The 16392-nt window shown below is 70.2% G+C and carries 17 protein-coding genes; 10 read left to right on the forward strand and 7 right to left on the reverse strand.

The genetic code is table 11. The features are described from left to right. Window positions 1-202: 202 nt before the first annotated feature. A complete protein-coding gene (locus tag ACFQY2_RS14230; RefSeq protein WP_378746558.1) occupies window positions 203-1537 on the forward strand; it encodes a hemolysin family protein in 1335 nt (444 codons plus the stop codon). Next, window positions 1534-2595: a hemolysin family protein gene (locus ACFQY2_RS14235; protein WP_378746559.1), complete on the forward strand. Its 1062-nt coding sequence runs from the start codon at window positions 1534-1536 to the stop codon at window positions 2593-2595. The genes ACFQY2_RS14230 and ACFQY2_RS14235 overlap by 4 nt, the downstream gene beginning before the upstream one ends. Window positions 2596-2704: 109 nt before the next feature. Here ACFQY2_RS14235 and ACFQY2_RS14240 read toward each other — a convergent pair whose 3' ends face one another. Next, window positions 2705-3766 (reverse strand): NADH:flavin oxidoreductase/NADH oxidase, encoded by a 1062-nt coding sequence (locus tag ACFQY2_RS14240; protein WP_378746560.1) that lies wholly within the window; start codon window positions 3764-3766, stop codon window positions 2705-2707. Between the two features lie 50 nt (window positions 3767-3816). Here ACFQY2_RS14240 and ACFQY2_RS14245 point away from each other — a divergent pair, with 50 nt between their 5' ends. The 4 genes from ACFQY2_RS14245 to ACFQY2_RS14260 all read left to right on the forward strand — a co-directional run bounded on the left by ACFQY2_RS14245 (window position 3817) and on the right by ACFQY2_RS14260 (window position 6977). Continuing rightward, window positions 3817-4653 carry an NAD(P)H-hydrate dehydratase gene (locus tag ACFQY2_RS14245; RefSeq protein WP_378746561.1) on the forward strand — a complete coding sequence of 279 codons (837 nt, stop codon included), beginning with the start codon at window positions 3817-3819 and terminating at the stop codon, window positions 4651-4653. Between the two features lie 16 nt (window positions 4654-4669). Then, entirely contained in the window at window positions 4670-5917 is a 1248-nt protein-coding gene (locus ACFQY2_RS14250; RefSeq protein WP_378746562.1) for a hypothetical protein, read from the forward strand. An 87-nt stretch (window positions 5918-6004) separates the two neighbouring features. Beyond that, entirely contained in the window at window positions 6005-6328 is a 324-nt protein-coding gene (locus ACFQY2_RS14255; protein ID WP_378746563.1) for an MTH1187 family thiamine-binding protein, read from the forward strand. After that, the gene (locus tag ACFQY2_RS14260; protein WP_378746564.1) at window positions 6318-6977 is read left to right on the forward strand and encodes an NUDIX domain-containing protein; all 660 of its coding nucleotides are present in this window, start codon (window positions 6318-6320) and stop codon (window positions 6975-6977) included. Before ACFQY2_RS14255 ends, ACFQY2_RS14260 begins: the two co-directional genes overlap by 11 nt. Before the next feature lie 12 nt (window positions 6978-6989). Here the strand turns inward: ACFQY2_RS14260 and ACFQY2_RS14265 are convergent, their stop codons facing one another. Next, complete coding sequence (locus tag ACFQY2_RS14265) at window positions 6990-8195, reverse strand: homoserine O-acetyltransferase (RefSeq protein WP_378746565.1); 1206 nt, start codon at window positions 8193-8195, stop codon at window positions 6990-6992. A gap of 302 nt (window positions 8196-8497) precedes the next feature. Here ACFQY2_RS14265 and ACFQY2_RS14270 point away from each other — a divergent pair, with 302 nt between their 5' ends. After that, a complete protein-coding gene (locus tag ACFQY2_RS14270; protein WP_378746566.1) occupies window positions 8498-9250 on the forward strand; it encodes an endonuclease domain-containing protein in 753 nt (250 codons plus the stop codon). A gap of 192 nt (window positions 9251-9442) precedes the next feature. Here ACFQY2_RS14270 and ACFQY2_RS14275 read toward each other — a convergent pair whose 3' ends face one another. Beyond that, window positions 9443-10762 carry a bifunctional o-acetylhomoserine/o-acetylserine sulfhydrylase gene (locus tag ACFQY2_RS14275; protein ID WP_378746567.1) on the reverse strand — a complete coding sequence of 440 codons (1320 nt, stop codon included), beginning with the start codon at window positions 10760-10762 and terminating at the stop codon, window positions 9443-9445. Window positions 10763-10934: 172 nt separating this feature from the next. Here ACFQY2_RS14275 and ACFQY2_RS14280 point away from each other — a divergent pair, with 172 nt between their 5' ends. The 3 genes from ACFQY2_RS14280 to ACFQY2_RS14290 are packed head-to-tail and all read left to right on the forward strand — an operon-like array spanning window position 10935 to window position 12984. Further along, a complete protein-coding gene (locus ACFQY2_RS14280; RefSeq protein WP_378746568.1) occupies window positions 10935-11720 on the forward strand; it encodes an SDR family oxidoreductase in 786 nt (261 codons plus the stop codon). Continuing rightward, on the forward strand, window positions 11720-12421 hold the full coding sequence (locus tag ACFQY2_RS14285; protein ID WP_378746570.1) for a uracil-DNA glycosylase: 702 nt from the start codon (window positions 11720-11722) through the stop codon (window positions 12419-12421). Before ACFQY2_RS14280 ends, ACFQY2_RS14285 begins: the two co-directional genes overlap by 1 nt. After that, complete coding sequence (locus ACFQY2_RS14290; protein ID WP_378746571.1) at window positions 12418-12984, forward strand: GNAT family N-acetyltransferase; 567 nt, start codon at window positions 12418-12420, stop codon at window positions 12982-12984. Before ACFQY2_RS14285 ends, ACFQY2_RS14290 begins: the two co-directional genes overlap by 4 nt. On the opposite strand, the gene ACFQY2_RS14295 is transcribed toward ACFQY2_RS14290, so the two are convergent. From ACFQY2_RS14295 to ACFQY2_RS14310, 4 genes are read right to left on the reverse strand one after another with little or no spacing between them, the layout of a single operon-like run. After that, window positions 12965-13759, reverse strand: a complete 795-nt coding sequence (locus ACFQY2_RS14295) for an ABC transporter ATP-binding protein (protein WP_378746573.1) — start codon at window positions 13757-13759, stop codon at window positions 12965-12967. The two genes, ACFQY2_RS14290 and ACFQY2_RS14295, sit on opposite strands and share 20 nt — an antisense overlap. Then, the gene (locus ACFQY2_RS14300; protein WP_378746574.1) at window positions 13756-14559 is read right to left on the reverse strand and encodes an ATP-binding cassette domain-containing protein; all 804 of its coding nucleotides are present in this window, start codon (window positions 14557-14559) and stop codon (window positions 13756-13758) included. Before ACFQY2_RS14300 ends, ACFQY2_RS14295 begins: the two co-directional genes overlap by 4 nt. Then, window positions 14556-15440, reverse strand: a complete 885-nt coding sequence (locus ACFQY2_RS14305; RefSeq protein WP_378746575.1) for an ABC transporter permease — start codon at window positions 15438-15440, stop codon at window positions 14556-14558. Before ACFQY2_RS14305 ends, ACFQY2_RS14300 begins: the two co-directional genes overlap by 4 nt. Beyond that, window positions 15437-16390 carry an ABC transporter permease gene (locus ACFQY2_RS14310; RefSeq protein WP_378746577.1) on the reverse strand — a complete coding sequence of 318 codons (954 nt, stop codon included), beginning with the start codon at window positions 16388-16390 and terminating at the stop codon, window positions 15437-15439. The genes ACFQY2_RS14305 and ACFQY2_RS14310 overlap by 4 nt, the downstream gene beginning before the upstream one ends. Window positions 16391-16392 lie beyond the last annotated feature (2 nt).

Here is a 16392-nt window from a genome sequence, read left to right on the forward strand (position 1 = left end):
CTCTGCTGGAGCGCCGCATATTCGCGCAGCGCGCGCAGAATTCGACAGCGCGACAAGGGGGCGAGCGCGTGTTCGCCGTTCGCGGACGCGATCGGCGCCTCATAGTCCGATTCGGTAAGATCGTCGGCACCATGGACGACCCTCCCTCTTGCAGTACATCGCCCCACCGTCCCTCTCTCGCTGAACGCGAGGATGTCAGCTGATGGAATTCGTGCTGCTGGGCGTGGGGCTTCTTCTCATCGTGGGGACGGGCCTGTTCGTCGCCAGTGAGTTCGCGCTCGTCAATCTCGACCGTGCAGAGCTGGAAGCGCGCCAGGCGCGCGGGGAGCCGAGGCTGGTGCTCACCATCCGGGCGCTGAAGATCACCTCGACCCATCTCTCCTCGGCGCAGCTGGGCATCACGCTCACCACGCTGCTCACCGGTTACACGATGGAGCCCGCGATCTCCAAGCTCCTCGAGCCGCTGCTGGAGGTGTGGGGGATCCCCGAGGCTGCCGCGACCCCCGTGTCCGTGACGGTCGCGATGCTGGTCGCGACGATCCTGTCGATGATCATCGGCGAGCTCGTGCCGAAGAACTTCGCCCTCGCGCTGCCGCTGGCCACGGCCAAGCTCGTCATCCCGTTCCAGACGGCCTTCACGATGGTGTTCAAACCCGCGATCGTGGTGCTCAACGGCAGCGCGAACGCGGTGCTGCGCGGCATGGGCATCGAACCGAAGGAGGAGCTCAGCGGCGCACGCAGCGCCGAGGAGCTCTCCTCGCTGGTGCGCCGCTCTGCCAGCCAGGGTGTGCTGGAGAAAGACACCGCCACGCTGCTCGACCGCAGTCTCACGTTCGCCCGGTTGACGGCGGACGACATCATGACACCGCGCCCGAGCATGCATGCGATCTCCGTGGGCGACTCCGCCGACGACGTCATCCGCCTGGCGCGCAGCACCGGCCACAGCCGGTTCCCGGTCTACGACGACGACCTGGACGACATCACCGGCGTCGTGCATGTCAAGGCGGCCGTCTCGGTGCCGCGCGAGAAGCGCATGGAGGTTCCTGTCGGCGCGCTGAGCACCGAGCCGCTGCGTGTGCCCGAGACCATGCACCTGGACGTGCTGGTCGCGGAGCTGCGGTCACGGGGCTACCAGATGGCGATCGTCATCGACGAGTACGGCGGCACCGCCGGCATCGTCACCCTCGAGGACCTCATCGAGGAGATCGTCGGCGAGGTGTTCGACGAGCACGACCGCTCGCGAGCGGGCATCGTCCGCCGCGGCGACATCATCACGTTCCCGGGGGAGCTGCGCCCGGACGAGCTGCTGGCGCGCACCGGCCTCGACGTCCCGGAGGGCGAGGTGTACGACACGGTCGGCGGGTATGTGATGAGCCTGCTCGAACGCGTTCCCGTGCTCGGCGACGAGGTGCGGATTCCGGGCGGCACGCTTGCGGTCATCCGGATGGACGGTCGCCGCGTCGATCGCATCCGCTACACAGCCGACCCCTCGGTGCCGGGCGACGGCACCGATCACGACCAGGAGGTCACCCGATGAGCGACTGGGGCGGACTGGTCTGGCTGGTCGTGCTGCTGCTGGCGAACGCGTTCTTCGTCGGCGGAGAGTTCGCCGTGATCTCCGCACGGCGCTCGCAGATCGAGCCGCTCGCCGAGCGCGGATCGCGTGCGGCGAAGACCGCGCTCTACGCCATGGAGCATGCCACTCTGATGCTGGCGACCTCGCAGCTGGGCATCACGATCTGCTCGCTGCTGATCCTCAACGTGTCCGAGCCGGCCATCCACCATCTGCTGGAGATCCCCATGCACGCGGTCGGCTGGGACCCTGCCGTGATCTCGGTCGCCGCGTTCGTCATCACGCTGGCGCTGGTGTCGTTCCTGCACGTGGTGTTCGGCGAGATGGTGCCGAAGAACCTCGCGTTCTCGATTCCCGATCGCGCCGTGCTCGTCCTCGCGCCGCCGCTGGTGTGGGTGTCGCGCGTGTTCCGTCATGTCATCTGGGCCCTCAACGGCTCCGCCAATGGGGTCCTGCGCCTGTTCGGCGTGGAGCCGAAGACCGAGGCGGCTTCGACGTTCACCATCGAGGAGGTCGCGACCATCGTGGATCGGTCGCGTCGCGAGGGAGTGCTCACCGACACCTCCGGTGCGGTGGCGGCGGCCGTCGAGTTCACCGACAAGAAGGCCCGCGATGTCGCCGTACCCCTGGCGGAGCTCATCACCCTCCCTGCCACGGCGACGCCGGACGACGTCGAGAAGTCCGTCGCGCGGTACGGATTCTCGCGCTACGTGATCGTGGACGACGAGAGCGCGCCGATCGGCTACGTGCACCTCAAGGACGTGCTGCGCTCCTTCGAGGGGGAGGAGGCGGATGCCAGGACCGGCGCTCCGCTGCCGTCCAAGCGCATCCATCACATGATCCCCGTCCAGGAGGACACCGACCTGGAGGACGCCCTCGCGGCGATGAGACGCGGTGGCCGTCACCTGGCGAAGGTGCGTGACATGCGCGGCGAGACGACGGCGGTGCTCTTCCTCGAGGACATCCTGGAGGAGCTCGTCGGCGAGGTGCAGGACGCCACGCGACGCAGCCGCGGCCGCTGAGGGCAGCGCCGTTCGGCGGCGACGGATGCACGTCGCGGCGGCTGATGCACGTCGCGGCGGTGGAGCGCCGCGGCGTGCGCCGCACCGGGGCGGTCCGCCGCTCAGCCGCTCAGCGGGCACGCAGGTACTGCGGCGGCCAGTCGACCTGCGCGCCCAGCTCCTGCGCGGCCCGCAGTGCGAAGTGCGGGTCGCGCAGCCATTCGCGTCCGGCGAAGACGGCATCCGCAGCGCCGGAGGCGAGGATCTCCTCCGCCTGCGGGCCCGAGGTGATCAGCCCGACGGCTGCGGTGGGAACGCGACCCGCGTCCCGCACGGTCGCCGCGAAGGGAACCTGATAGCCGGGCCGGTAGTCGATGATCGGATGGGCGATGATGCCACCACTGGAGACATCGATCAGGTCTGCCCCGCGCTCCATCGCCCACCGTCCCACCACGGCGGCCTCTTCGGGTGTGAAGCCGCCCTCGGCGTAGTCGGTGGCGGACAGCCGCACGAACACCGGCAGGGAGTCGCCGGCGACCGAGCGGACGGCATCCAGAGCGCGCAGCAGCAGCCGGGCGCGGTTCTCGAGCGCCCCGCCATACTCGTCGTCCCGGGTGTTCGAGAGCGGCGAGAGGAACTGATGCAGCAGGTAGCCGTGCGCGCCGTGCACCTCGAGCACATCGAAGCCGGCGTCGACGGCGCGGCGTGCGGCATCCGCGAATCCCGTCACCACCCGCTCGATGCCCGCCGCGTCCAGAGCGCTCGGCTCGGCGTATCCCTCGAACGCGATGGCGGAGGGCGCCAGTGTCGGCCAGCCCCCGTCGTCGACAGGGACGGAGCCGCGCTGCTCCGCCCAGGGCCACCAGGTGGAGGCCTTGCGACCGGCGTGCGCGAGCTGCACGCCGATCAGGCCGCCGCGCTCGTGCACGTCGGCGACGATCTGCGCCCAGACGACGCGCTGTTCATCGGACCACAGGCCCGTGTCACGCGGCGAGATGCGCCCCTCCGGCACCACCGCGGTCGCTTCGGCCATGATCAGACCGGCACCACCGGAGGCGAACTGCGCCAGGTGGGTGCGATGCCAGTTCTGCGGCACTCCGTCCACGGCGCTGTACATGCACATCGGGGAGACCCAGAGACGGTTGCGGAAGGTGCGATCACGCAGGGAGAGGGGGGAGAAGAGCTGACTCACCCCTCGACGCTACCGCCTGCGGATGCTGTCCGGAGCGCTAGCGTGGACACATGATCCGCGAGTGGACGAGGGCAGACACCGTCGCGTTCCTGCGTGTGCCGACCACGGATGACGACAAGTACACGCGCGGGGTGGTCGCACTGCGCACGGGGTCGCGCGCATATCCGGGGGCGGCAGTGCTCGGAGTCGAGGCCGCCTGGCGTTCCGGGGCCGGCTATGTGCGCTACGTGGGCGGGGCGGCGGATGCGGTGCTCGCCCGGCGCCCGGAGACCGTCGCCGGCGCCGACGTCGGACGCACGCGCGTGGACGCCTGGGTGGTGGGCTCGGGAACGGATGCCGTGCACCGCGACGACGACGAGCTCGCGGCGCTGCGCGAGATCCTGCACGGCGAGACGCCGGTGGTGGTGGACGCGGGTGCGCTGGACCTCGCCCCTGGCGCCCGCGCCCCGCTCGTCCTGACACCGCACGCCGGTGAGCTCGCCCGCCTGCGCGCGCGTCTGGGGCTGGCGGCGACGCCGGAGGACGCGTCGGCGGAGCAGCGTGCCGCGGAGGTGGTCGAGACCGCCGACGCGCTCGGACAGGTGGTGGTGCGCAAGGGCGCACGGACGATCGTCGCCGCCCCGGGATCGCAGCCGATCGCGGTCTCGAACGGGCCGGCCTGGCTGTCGACGGCGGGCACGGGTGACGTGCTCGCCGCTGTGATCGCCGCACTGCTGGCGGCCAACCCCGACAGGCCGCATCACGAGACCGCGGCCTCGGCCGTCTGGCTGCACGGGTTCGCCGGCGCACGGGCATCCGGAGCGGTGGACGGGGCGGTCGGGCATCCGATCGTCGCTCTCGACGTCGCCGAGGCGCTGTCCGCCGCCATCGGCGGACTGATCGCGTGATGGCGGCGCTGCTCGGATGACACGCAACAGGACCCGCTCCGCCGCCCTGTGGGCAGCGTTCCTCGCAGCCCATGGGCTCGTCGCCTGGCTCGGCTGGGTGCTGCCCGGCCAGCCGATGGGCGACGTGGTGCTGGTCTACCAGCCGTGGTCCTCCGCCGCGCTCGCCGGCGACGCGGTCGTGGGAATCACCGAGGACTGGGTCTACCCGCAGCTCGCCCTGGTTCCGATGCTGCTGGCGCAGCTGCTCGCGGCGCCGTTCACGGCGGCGTTCGGCAGCGCGGGCGCCTATCTGATCGGCTGGGCGGTGCTGGTCACCGCATCCGATCTGCTCGCGTTCGCCCTGCTCGTCGGCCGTGGCCGGACCCGACGCCGACGCCACGCGGCCTGGTTCTGGACCGGGGCGCTGCTGCTGCTGGGACCCATCGCGCTGTACCGCATCGATGCGATCACGGTGCCGATCGCGATCGCGGGCGGTCTGTGGCTGGCGCAGCGCCCTCGGGTCGGCGCCGCACTGCTGACCGTCGGAGCGTGGGTCAAGATCTGGCCGGGCGCCCTCGTCCTCGCGACGATCGCCGCGGGACGGCGCTCCTGGCAGACCGTCCTCACCGCGGCATCCGTCAGCGCGGCGCTCATCGCGGCGCTGGTGCTGCTGGGTGCCGGGGAGCACGTGTTCGGCTTCCTCACCACGCAGGCCGGGCGCGGGCTCCAGATCGAGGCGGTCGCGGCGACGCCGTTCCTCTGGCTGGCGGTCGTCGGCGGCGCCCGGATCGAGTACAGCTTCGAGATCCTCACCTTCCAGATCGTCGCACCCGGCGCGGACGCGGTGTCCTGGGCGCTCACCGGCGTCATGGCAGTGGCCGTCGTCGCGATCGTGATGGTGGGCGTCGCGCGGGCGCGCAGCGGCACCGCCTGGCAGCGACTGGTGCCGCCGCTCGCCCTCGCCCTGGTCGTCGCGCTGATCGTCACGAACAAGGTCGGCTCGCCGCAGTTCACGACCTGGCTCCTCCCGCCGGTGATTCTCTGGGTCGTGTTCGACCGGCCCCGTGCGCGGTCGGCCGCCGCGCTGGTGCTCGTACTGTGCGCGCTGACCTTCGCGATCTATCCGCTCGCCTACGACGCTCTGCTGCGTGCCGAGCCCGCCGCAGTGCTGATCGTCACCGTGCGCAACCTGCTTCTCGTCGTCCTGCTCATCCACTCGACACGCGCCGTGATGCGCACCCCACGGGCGTCCGTGTCCTCACGCTCTTCCCGGACCGTGCGCTGACCGCCTTCACCGGCCCAGCTACCGACCCAGCTCACCGACTACCTCACCGACACCCAACACCGACCCGACACCGACCCAGGAGGAATCATGCTCGTCGCATTCTCAGTAGCCCCGTCCGGCACCGGCCGTGAAGGAGACTCGGTGCACGACGCCGTCGCCGCAGCCGTGCGCGTCGTGCGCGAGTCCGGTCTCGCGCACCGCACCACCAGCATGTTCACCGAGATCGAGGGGCCGGACTGGGACACCGTGATGGACGTGGTCAAGCGCGCCACAGAAGCCGTCCTGCCGTTCGGATCCCGCGTGTCGCTGGTGCTGAAGGCGGACATCCGCCCCGGTTACAGCGGGGAGCTGGATGCGAAGATCGAGCGTCTCGAGGCCGCGATCGACGACGGAGCCGATCGTGGTCGATGAGGCGTCCGTGCGCATCGCCGGAACCGCTGTCGTCCTGCGGGACGGTCGGGAGGGTCCGGAGGCGCTGCTGCTGCGCCGGCCGGAGTCCGGATCGTTCCCCGGTGCGTGGGTGTTCCCGGGCGGTCGTGTCGACGCCGCCGACCGTGCCGACGCGGCCACCGAGGAGGATGCTGCGCGCAGCGCCGCTGTTCGCGAGACGCACGAGGAGGCCGGCATCCGCATCCGTGACCTCGCGGTGCTGTCCTGCTGGAGTCCGCCATCCGAGACTCCGGTGAGGTTCCGCACCTGGTTCTTCCTCGCCCGCGATCGCGGAGAGGAGGTGCGCATCAATCCCGGCGAGATCGAGGAGGCCGCCTGGCTCACGGTCGATCAGGTCTTCACGCGGCATGCGGCCGGCGAGATCGTGCTCTTCCCGCCGACCTGGGTCACGCTGCACGGGCTGCTCCTGCACCGGACGGTCGACGATGCCTTCACGGCGCTCGACGCGATCGCGGCTCCGGCGCGGTTCGACACGCGGATCAGCGAGAGTGCGGAGGGCAGGCTCGCACTGTGGTCGGGCGATGAGCAGTATCCCGACGAGCCCGGGGCCGTCGGCGCGCGACACCGGCTGCGGATGGGATCGCTGCCCTGGACCTACGAGCGCGGCTGACGCTGCGACGTCTCACGCGCTCAGCAGTCGCTCCAGGTGCGCTCCGACCGGATCCGTCTCGATGAGGAACCCGTCGTGACCGAAGTCGCTGGTCAGAACGATCGCCTCGTCGTCGATGAGATTCGGCACGCTGCGGGCGATGCGCTGCTGGCCGTCGACGGGGAACAGCCGGTCGCTGTCGGTGCCGAGCACGAGTGTCTTGGCGGTGATCGCGTGCAGGGCCTCCTCGACGCCCCCGCGATCGCGGCCGACGTCATGCGAGTTCATGGCCTCGACGACGGTGATGTAGCTGTTCGCGTCGAAGCGTCGTGTGAACTTGTTGCCGTGGAAGTCCAGATACGACTCCACCGCGAATCGGCCGCCCCGACCGAGGGGAGAGACGCCGGACTGCCAGGAGCGCTGGAACCGCTGGTTGAGCTCGATAGGGCTGCGATAGTTCAACAGCGCCATGCGCCTGGCCAGCGCGAGCCCACGGTGCGGGCCTTCGCCGAGCGCGGCGTCGTAGTACTCGCCGCCGGCGAACCGCGGGTCCATCCGCACCGTCTCCAACTGCACGAAGTTCAGCGCCAGCTGGTCGGCCGTGGTCACGGGTGGAGAGGACAGTACACCCAGCCGCTCGACCCGCTCGGGTTCCATGACGGCCCACTCCAAGGCGTGCATCCCGCCCATCGATCCGCCGATCACCGCCGCCCACCGCCGGATGCCGAGCACATCGGCCAGACGGATCTGGGCGGCGACCTGGTCCCTGATGGTCAGGTACGGGAACCGGGAAGCCCATTCACGGCCGTCGGGGGCGATGCTCGCGGGGCCGGTCGAGCCCTGGCATCCGCCCAGCATGTTGGGGGCGATCACGAACCAGCGATCGGTGTCGATCGCGGCGCCGGGACCGACGATCTGCTCCCACCATCCTGCGGTGGGATGCCCGGCACCGGCGGGGCCGCGCACGTGGCTGTCCCCGGTGAGGGCGTGCAGGATGAGCACGGCATTGTCGCGGGCCTGGTTCAACTCGCCCCATGATTCCCAGGCCAGCCGGGTGACGGGCAGGTGGTCACCGTTCTCGGTGCGGAAATCGCCGAGGAACGTGAACCGGCGGTCACCGGCGGGGTCGCCGTCGCGCCAGGCGCCCGTGGCGGGGGGCCGCGCACGCAGCAGACGCTCATCGGCTTCGGTCACGGGCGCCGACGGCACCGTGTCCTCAGAGGTCGTCTGCCAGTCCATGCTCCCATTGTCGCCTGCGCCCGCGTCCGGGGTCGGAAGGTTACGCGGCACGAGCGCGCCGGGTCGACTGTGCGGGCGCGCCGGGTCGGGTGCGCCGGCGCGCCGGGTCGAGCGGGCGGGGAGCGCCGGGTCGGGCGCGCGGGAAGCCGAATGTCGATTCTGGGGTCCCGGTGAACGACATTCGGCTCCTCGCCACCGGATGAACCCTCGCCCGTCCCTTCCACGGCACCCGTGCCAGACGCCCTCCGTCGACCTTCAGAGACCTCGTCGACAGCTACCGCACCATCATGCTCCCCGGTCAGATGTTCGTCGGACGAACGGCGATGCGCCTGTGGGGATTGCCGCATCCCGACGTGTGGACCGGGGCAGAGCCGCTGCACGTCTGCGTGGCGCCGGATGCGGCGCCACCGCGCGGAGCGGGTGTGAAAGGGCGCCGGCTAGCTCCTCATCGGACGCGGCGGCTGATCTTCGGAGGTGCGGCGGTCGTCGATCCGATCGCCGCGGTGCTGTCGAGTGCGGCCGATCTCACCCTCATCCAGATGGTGACCGCGTTCGATGCGCTGCTCACCGACGCGGACAACTACCCCGGGATGCTTGCCGTGCGTCCCCTGGCGACTCCGGAGGAGGTACAGCGTCGGCTCGCGGAGTGGGGGCGGTTTCCCGGCTGCGCCACGGTGCGCACGGCGCTGGGGCTCGCGCGACGAGGGGTGGAATCGCCGAAGGAGTCCGAGACGCGTCTGATGATCAGGGCCGGCGGACTGCCGGAGCCCGTCGTGCAGTGGGAGGTCTTCGACGGTGCGCGATTGGTCGCCCGTGTGGATCTCGCGTACCCCGAGCTGAAGATCGCCATCGAGTACGACGGGGACGGTCATCGATCGGACCGGGAGCAATGGCGCCGGGACATCCGCCGACAGCGTGAGCTCGAGCGGCGGGGATGGATCGTGATCCGCCTCACGCAGGCGGACCTCGACGATCCCGACGCTTTCCTCACGCACCTTCGTCACGCGCGTCGCGCCCGCCTCGCCTCCGGGATGCGCGCTCGGCCACGGGTGTGAGCTCGGCCCGGAGACCTCACACAGGGGTGGCGAGGAGCCGGATGCCTGTTCTCAGACGCCATGACCGACATCTGGCTCCCGCCATGGGGGCGGGAGGCGCCTGCCGGAATCCGCCGCGCGGCGGAGCGAGCCTCAGAACGCATGATGCCCCGGACCGCACGGTCCGGGGCATCATGGTCAGCGAGGACGGGTTCAGACCCGTGCGGCCTCGGCGACGGCGCGAGCGGCGACCAGCGCCTGCTCGAGGTCGGCCTTGAGGTCCTCGACGTTCTCGAGGCCCACGGACAGACGGACCAGGCCCGGGGTGACGCCGCTGGACAGCTGCTCCTCGGGGCTGAGCTGCGAGTGCGTGGTGGAGGCCGGGTGGATCACCAGCGAGCGCACGTCGCCGATGTTGGCGAGGTGGCTGAACAGCTTCAGGTTGTCGACGAACGCGCGACCGACGTCGACGCCGCCCTTGAGCTCGAACGACAGCACGGCGCCGACGCCCTTCGGCGCGTACTTGTTGGCCAGGGCGTACCAGGGCGACGAGGGCAGACCCGCGTAGCTGACCGAGGCGACGTCATCGTGGTTCTCGAGCCACTCGGCGATCTCCTGCGTGTTCTGCACGTGACGCTCGATGCGCAGCGACAGGGTCTCGATGCCCTGGATGAGCTGCCAGGCGCTGGCCGGGGCGATCGCGGGGCCGGTGTCGCGCAGCAGCTGCACGCGGGCCTTGATGATGTACGCGATGCTGTCGCCCAGCACTCCCGAGTAGCTGACGCCGTGGTACGACGGGTCCGGCTCGGTGAGACCGGGGAACTTGTCCGCGTGCTCCGACCAGGGGAAGGTACCGCCGTCGACGATGGCGCCGGCGATGACGGTGCCGTGTCCGCCGAGGAACTTCGTCGCGGCGTGGATGACGATGTCGGCGCCGAACTCGAACGGACGAACGAGGTACGGGGTGGAGATCGTGTTGTCGACGATCAGCGGCACGCTGTTCTCGTGGGCGATGTCCGCGACGGTCTGGATGTCGAGGACGTTGATCTTCGGGTTGCCGATCGTCTCGGCGAAGAAGAGCTTGGTGTTCGGCCGGACGGCGTCGCGCCAGGCTTGCGGGTCGTCCTGGTCCTCGACGAAGGTGGTCTCGATGCCGAGCTTGGCCAGGGTGTAGCGCAGCAGGTTGTACGTTCCGCCGTAGATGGCGGAGGAGGCGACGACATGGTCACCGGCGCCGGCGATGTTGAGGATCGACAGCGTCGCGGCCGACATGCCCGATGCGACCACGAGCGCCGCCGTGCCGCCCTCGAGCGCGGCGAGGCGCTGCTCGACGACATCCTGCGTCGGGTTCTGGATGCGCGTGTAGATGTTGCCCGACTCCGCGAGGGAGAAGAGATTGGCGGCGTGCTCGGTGTCGCGGAACACGTACGAGGTCGTCTGGTAGATGGGCGTGGCACGAGAGCCGGTGACCGGGTCCGGAGCGGCACCGGAGTGGATCTGCTTGGTCTCGAAACGCCAGTCTTCTGCGGTCATCGCAACTCTCCCAGGGGCATGTAAGTCGGGTGGAGGGCATCTGCCCTGCCTGCGACAGTACGGAAGGGCTGCAGGCGGGACAACCGGTGGGAAATGTTACGTAACACTCGCGGATCGCGACAGGACGCCACCGGATCACAGCAGGATGCGGAAAAAGCCGTACGGTGGACGCATGGTGAACAGACGTGCCGTGGTGACCGGAGCCAGTACCGGTATCGGGGAGGCGACTGTGCGCGCGTTGCGCGCCCAGGGCTGGGATGTCGTCGGCGTCGCGAGACGCGCGGACCGGTTGGAGGCCCTCGCCGAAGGGACCGGGTCATCGGCGATCGCATGCGATCTGACGGATGCGGATGCCGTCGCGGCCCTGGCCGAGGAGCTCCAGCGGACAGGACCGCTGCACGCGCTCGTTCAGGTCGCCGGCGGCGCCAGGGGCACGGACAGCGTCGAGGGCGGCTCCGTCGAGGACTGGCAGTGGATGTACGACGCGAACGTGCTCTCGACGCAGCGGCTCGTCTCGGGTCTCCTGCCTCTGCTGCGCGAGGGCGCCGCGCAGACTGGTCACGCCGATACGGTCTTCGTCACCTCCACCGCTGCGCAGATCGCCTACCCGGGCGGTGCCGGCTACAACGCCGCGAAGGCCGCGGAGTCGATGCTCGTCAAGGTGCTGCGGCAGGAGTTGAACGGGGAGCCGATCCGCGTCGTCGAGGTCGCGCCCGGGATGGTGCACACCGAGGAGTTCACGTTGAATCGCCTCGGCGGCGACCGGGTCGCGGCTGAGGCCGCGTACGCCGGTGTCGAGGAGCCGCTGCTGGCCGAGGATGTCGCCGACGTCATCGCGTACGCGCTCAACGCGCCGCGCCGCGTCAACCTCGATCTCGTCACGATGCGTCCCGTCGCCCAGTCCGCGCAGCATCTGCTCGCGCGCGGACCGCTGCACGTGCGCACCGACGTGGACTGATGCCGGCGCAGACCCTCGCCCAGCTCGCCGATGCGGGAGAGCTCGATCCGGGGTGGGCTGCCGCACTCGAACCGGTGCAGCCGCTCATCGCCGCGATCGGCGATCGGCTGCGTGAGCAGCAGGCCGCCGGCGACGGCTATCTGCCCGCAGGTCCGAACGTGCTGCGCGCCTTCCAGCGTCCGCTGGAGGACGTCCGGGTGCTCATCACCGGCCAGGATCCGTATCCGACGCCGGGTCATGCCATCGGGTTGTCCTTCGCCGTCGACCGTGAGGTGCGCCCGCTGCCGCGCAGCCTGGGCAACATCTACCGCGAGCGTCAGGAGGATCTGGGCATCCCGCCGGCCCCGCATGGCGAGCTCACCGCGTGGAGCGACCAGGGCGTCCTGCTCCTGAACAGGGTGCTCACTGTGCGCCCCGGCATGCCGGGCTCGCACCGCGGCTGGGGGTGGGAACAGGTGACCGAGCTGGCGATCCGCACGCTGGTGGCGAGGCGACGACCACTGGTGGCGATCCTGTGGGGTGCCGATGCCCGAGGGCTGAAGCCACTGCTCGGCAGCACGCCTGTGATCGAGTCGGCCCATCCGTCGCCGCTGTCGGCCCGGCGCGGGTTCTTCGGGTCGCGCCCGTTCTCGCGCACGAACGCGCTGCTGGAATCGATGGGCGCGCCGGCCGTCGACTGGCGCGTGGAGGGCGAGGAATGAGCGCGCTGCGCGTGCGCCCGGTGGCGAACAGTGATCTGACCGGCATCCGCGACATCTACAACCACTACGTACGGACCTCGACGGTGACCTACGACGAGATCGAGTCGACGGAGGACGACTGGGCGCAGAAGAAGGCGAAGGTCTCGGCTGCAGGGATCCCGTTCCTCGTCGCCGAGACGGATGCCGGAGAGCTGCTGGGCTACGCCCTCGGCCAGCCCTGGTCGCCCAAGTCGGCGTACCGCTTCACGATCGAGAACTCGGTCTATCTCGCACCGTCGGCAGCAGGCCGAGGGATCGGATGGGCGCTGCTCGCCGAGTTCCTCGACGCGTGCCGCCGCGCGGGACTGCGCCAGGTGATCGCGGTGATCGCGGATCGTGGCGCCGACGCCTCCATCGCCCTGCACCGCAAGGCGGGGTTCGTGGACGTGGGCCGGCTCACCGAGGTGGGGGAGAAGTTCGGCGAGTCGCAGGGCGTGTACTTCCTGCAGAAGAGTCTGGCTTCGACAGGCCCCGGACCTTCGACAGGCTCCGGGACCGAACCACTCAGACGGCCGGAGGCGTGATCACGGGGATCGCCGCGAGCAGTGCCCTGGTGTAGTCCTCGGCGGGGCGCCGCAGCACCGCATCCGTCGTGCCGCGTTCGACGATCACACCGTCCTTCATCACCGCGACCGTGTCGGCGAGGCTCTGCACCACGCCGATGTCGTGCGAGACCAGGATGAGGGTGAGCCCCTCGTCCTGCTTCAGCTGCCGCAGCAGGTCCAGGATCTGCGCGCGCACGGTGACATCGAGGGCGGAGAGCGGCTCGTCGCCGACGAGGATCCGCGGCCGGTGGGCGATCGCGCGGGCCAGCGCCACGCGCTGGCGCTGCCCGCCGGAGAACTCGTGGGGATGCCGATCGGCCATGGTCGGGTCCAGGCCCACCTGCCGGAGGACCTCGCGCACGCGCGCACGGCGGTCGCCGGGGATGTCGAGCGCCCAGAGGGGTTCGGCGATGATCTGTCCCGCGGTCATGCGCGGGTCCAGTGACGCGTAGGGATCCTGGAAGACGAGTCCGGTCTGACGGCGCAGCCAGTGCAGCGACCGGGCGGATGCCGTCGCGTCCACCTCCCTGCCGTCCACGATCACGCTGCCGGTCGTCGGGCGGTCCAGGCCCAGCAGCAGGCGGACCAGGGTGGACTTGCCCGAACCCGACTCGCCGATGAGACCGACGGACTCGCCGGCCTCGATGGTCAGATCGGTGGGCTGCAGCGCGGTGCTGGTGCGACGGCGGTCGAACAGGGTCCGTTGGGGCAGGGGGAAGGTGCGGCTGAGGTTCTCCGCGACGATGAGGCTCATTCCGTGCCTTCCTCGCCGTCGGTCTGCGGGCGCCACAGCGTGGCGGTCGCATCGCGGAGCAGCGCCTGCGTGACGGGAGAGGAAGGGGCGCTGAGCAGGGTCGGCACCGGCGCCTGCTCGACGTCGCGCCCGTGCTCGAGCACCGCCGCGTGGGTGGCGATCTGCGACAGGACCGCAAGGTCGTGGGTGATGAACACCAGCGACATGCCGTGCTCCTCCACGAGCGAGAGCAGGAGTTTCAGGATCTCGGCCTGGATGGTGACGTCCAGGGCTGTGGTCGGCTCATCGGCGATCAGCAGTTTGGGCCGGCAGGCGAGCGCCATCGCGATCGCGACGCGCTGGCGCTGACCGCCGGAGAGCTGGTGCGGATACCGGTCGACGATCGATTCCGGATCGGGAAGATTCACGCGCGCGGCCTCGACGACGGCTCGTCTGCGCGCCTCCCTCCGTCCGATGCCCTCGTGGATGCGGATCGACTCCGCGATCTGCCTGCCCACGGTGCGGATCGGGTTCAGGGCGGTGCGCGGCTCCTGGAAGACCATGCCGATGTCATCGCCGCGCAGCTTCGCCAGCTCGCGATCGGGCATGCCGATCAGTTCGGTTCCGTGCCAGCGGATGCTGCCGGTCGCCCGCGCGCCGTCGGGCAGCAGTCCGAGCACGGCGAGTGCCGTCAGGGATTTACCCGAACCGGATTCGCCGATCAGGCCGAAGCGCTGACCGTCCTGCACCGAGAAGGAGACGCCGTCGATCACACGGGTGCCGTCGATCTCGACGCCCAGGTCCTGCACATCGAGACTCATGCGACCACCGTGCCCTCTGCCGCCAGGCCCGGGTGCTCCTGCGCGCCGTGGCGCGCCAGCGTGGGGTCGGTGGCCTCGCGCAGCGCATCGCCGAGCAGATTCAGGCCCAGCACGGTGAGGGTGATCGCCAGACCCGGCCAGACCACCGTCAGCGGATGCACTCCGATGTAGCGCTGCAGATCGGCGAGCAGGGTGCCCCACGAGGCCTCGGTGAGTGTCGCCCCGAACCCGAGGTAGGACAGGCCGGCTTCGGCGAGCACGGCGACCGCCATCGACCAGGACAGCTGCACGATGAACACCGGTGCCACGTTCGGCAGCAGGTGGCGCAGGAGGTTCTGACGCGTCGTCAGCCCGCTCGCCCGCCCGGCGACCACGAAGTCGCTGCGCTGCACGCGCCGCAGCTCCGGACGCGTGACACGGGCGATGCTCACTCCGAAGCCGATCCCCACCGAGAACACGACGACCCACAGGGACCCGCCCCACACCGCCGAGATCATCATGGCGATCATCAGAACGGGGAAGGCGATCAGGATGTCGACGAGCACGGCCACCGTCTCCCGCAGCCATCTCGCCGTCAGTGCGCCGAGCGCGGCCAGTGCGATGCCCACCAGGGTCGCGACCACGCCGGCTCCGAGGGCGACGAAGACGGTCGTCCGAGCCCCTGCCATCACGAGACTGAGGATGTCACGGCCGGTGCCGTCGGTGCCGAGGAGGTGAGGCCAGCCGGGGGCCGTCCAGCGTCCGCGGATGTCGGAGAGCATCGGATCGAACGGTGTCCAGAACAGGGAGACGAGCGCGGTGAGAGCGATCAGCACCACCATCACGATGCCGAACAGGCCCGTGCGGGAGGAGATCAGCGAACGCAGCCACCGAGGCATCATTCCACCTCCGCACGCTGTCGTGGGTCGACGGCGTGGTGCACGAGGTCGACGAGGAATCCGATCAGCAGCACGAACCCGGTGAGCACCAGCAGCTCGCTCTGAACCTTCACCAGGTCCCGTGTGCCGACGTCGGCGACCAGCATCCGTCCGATGCCGGGGAGCGTGAAGAGCTGCTCGATGACCACCGAGCCGACGATGATGCCGGCCACCTGCAGGCCGAGGACGGTCACGATGGACAGCCCGACAGCGGGGATGCCGTGGCGGATGAGGGCCTGACGCCGCGTCAGGCCCTTGGCCGCGGCGGTGCGGACGAAGTCCTGCCCGGCAGCCTGCAGTGTGGCGCTGCGGACGAAGCGCAGGAGCATGGCGCCCTCGACGATTCCGATGGTGAGCGCGGGCAGCAGCAGGGCCTCGAATGCCGCCAAGGGCGTGGTCCACCCTGTGCGCGGAAAACCCTGGGCGGGCAGCCATCGCAGCCAGAGGGCGAACACGACCACGAGCATCATGCCTGCCCAGATCACCGGCACGGCCGCCACGGCCTGCGCGGCCACGTTCACCGAGGTGCCGCCGGCGCGTCCGCGCAGAACAGCCGACAGGATGCCGAAGGGCACCGCGATCAGCAGGGCGATCGTGAGGGCCATGATGCCCAGCGGGACGGTCACGCGAGCCTTCTCGACCAGCTCCGCCCCGACGGACGCGCCGCTGAGCTGCGATGTGCCGAGATCGCCCTGCAGGATGCCCCCGATCCACGCGGCGTACTGCGCGGTCAGCGGCTCGTCCAGCCCGAGGGACTCTCGCAGCGCCGCCACCGTCTCCGGGCTGGCCTGCGTGCCCGCGATCAGCTGCGCGACGTCGCCGGGAAACACGCGCAGGGTGAGGAAGATGATCACGCTCGACACGAGGAGCCCTGCGATCAGCAGGACTCCTCGTGTGAGCGCGTACCGGAGCATGC

The organism is Microbacterium sp. GCM10027623, from assembly GCF_042666935.1.
Classification (GTDB): domain Bacteria; phylum Actinomycetota; class Actinomycetes; order Actinomycetales; family Microbacteriaceae; genus Microbacterium.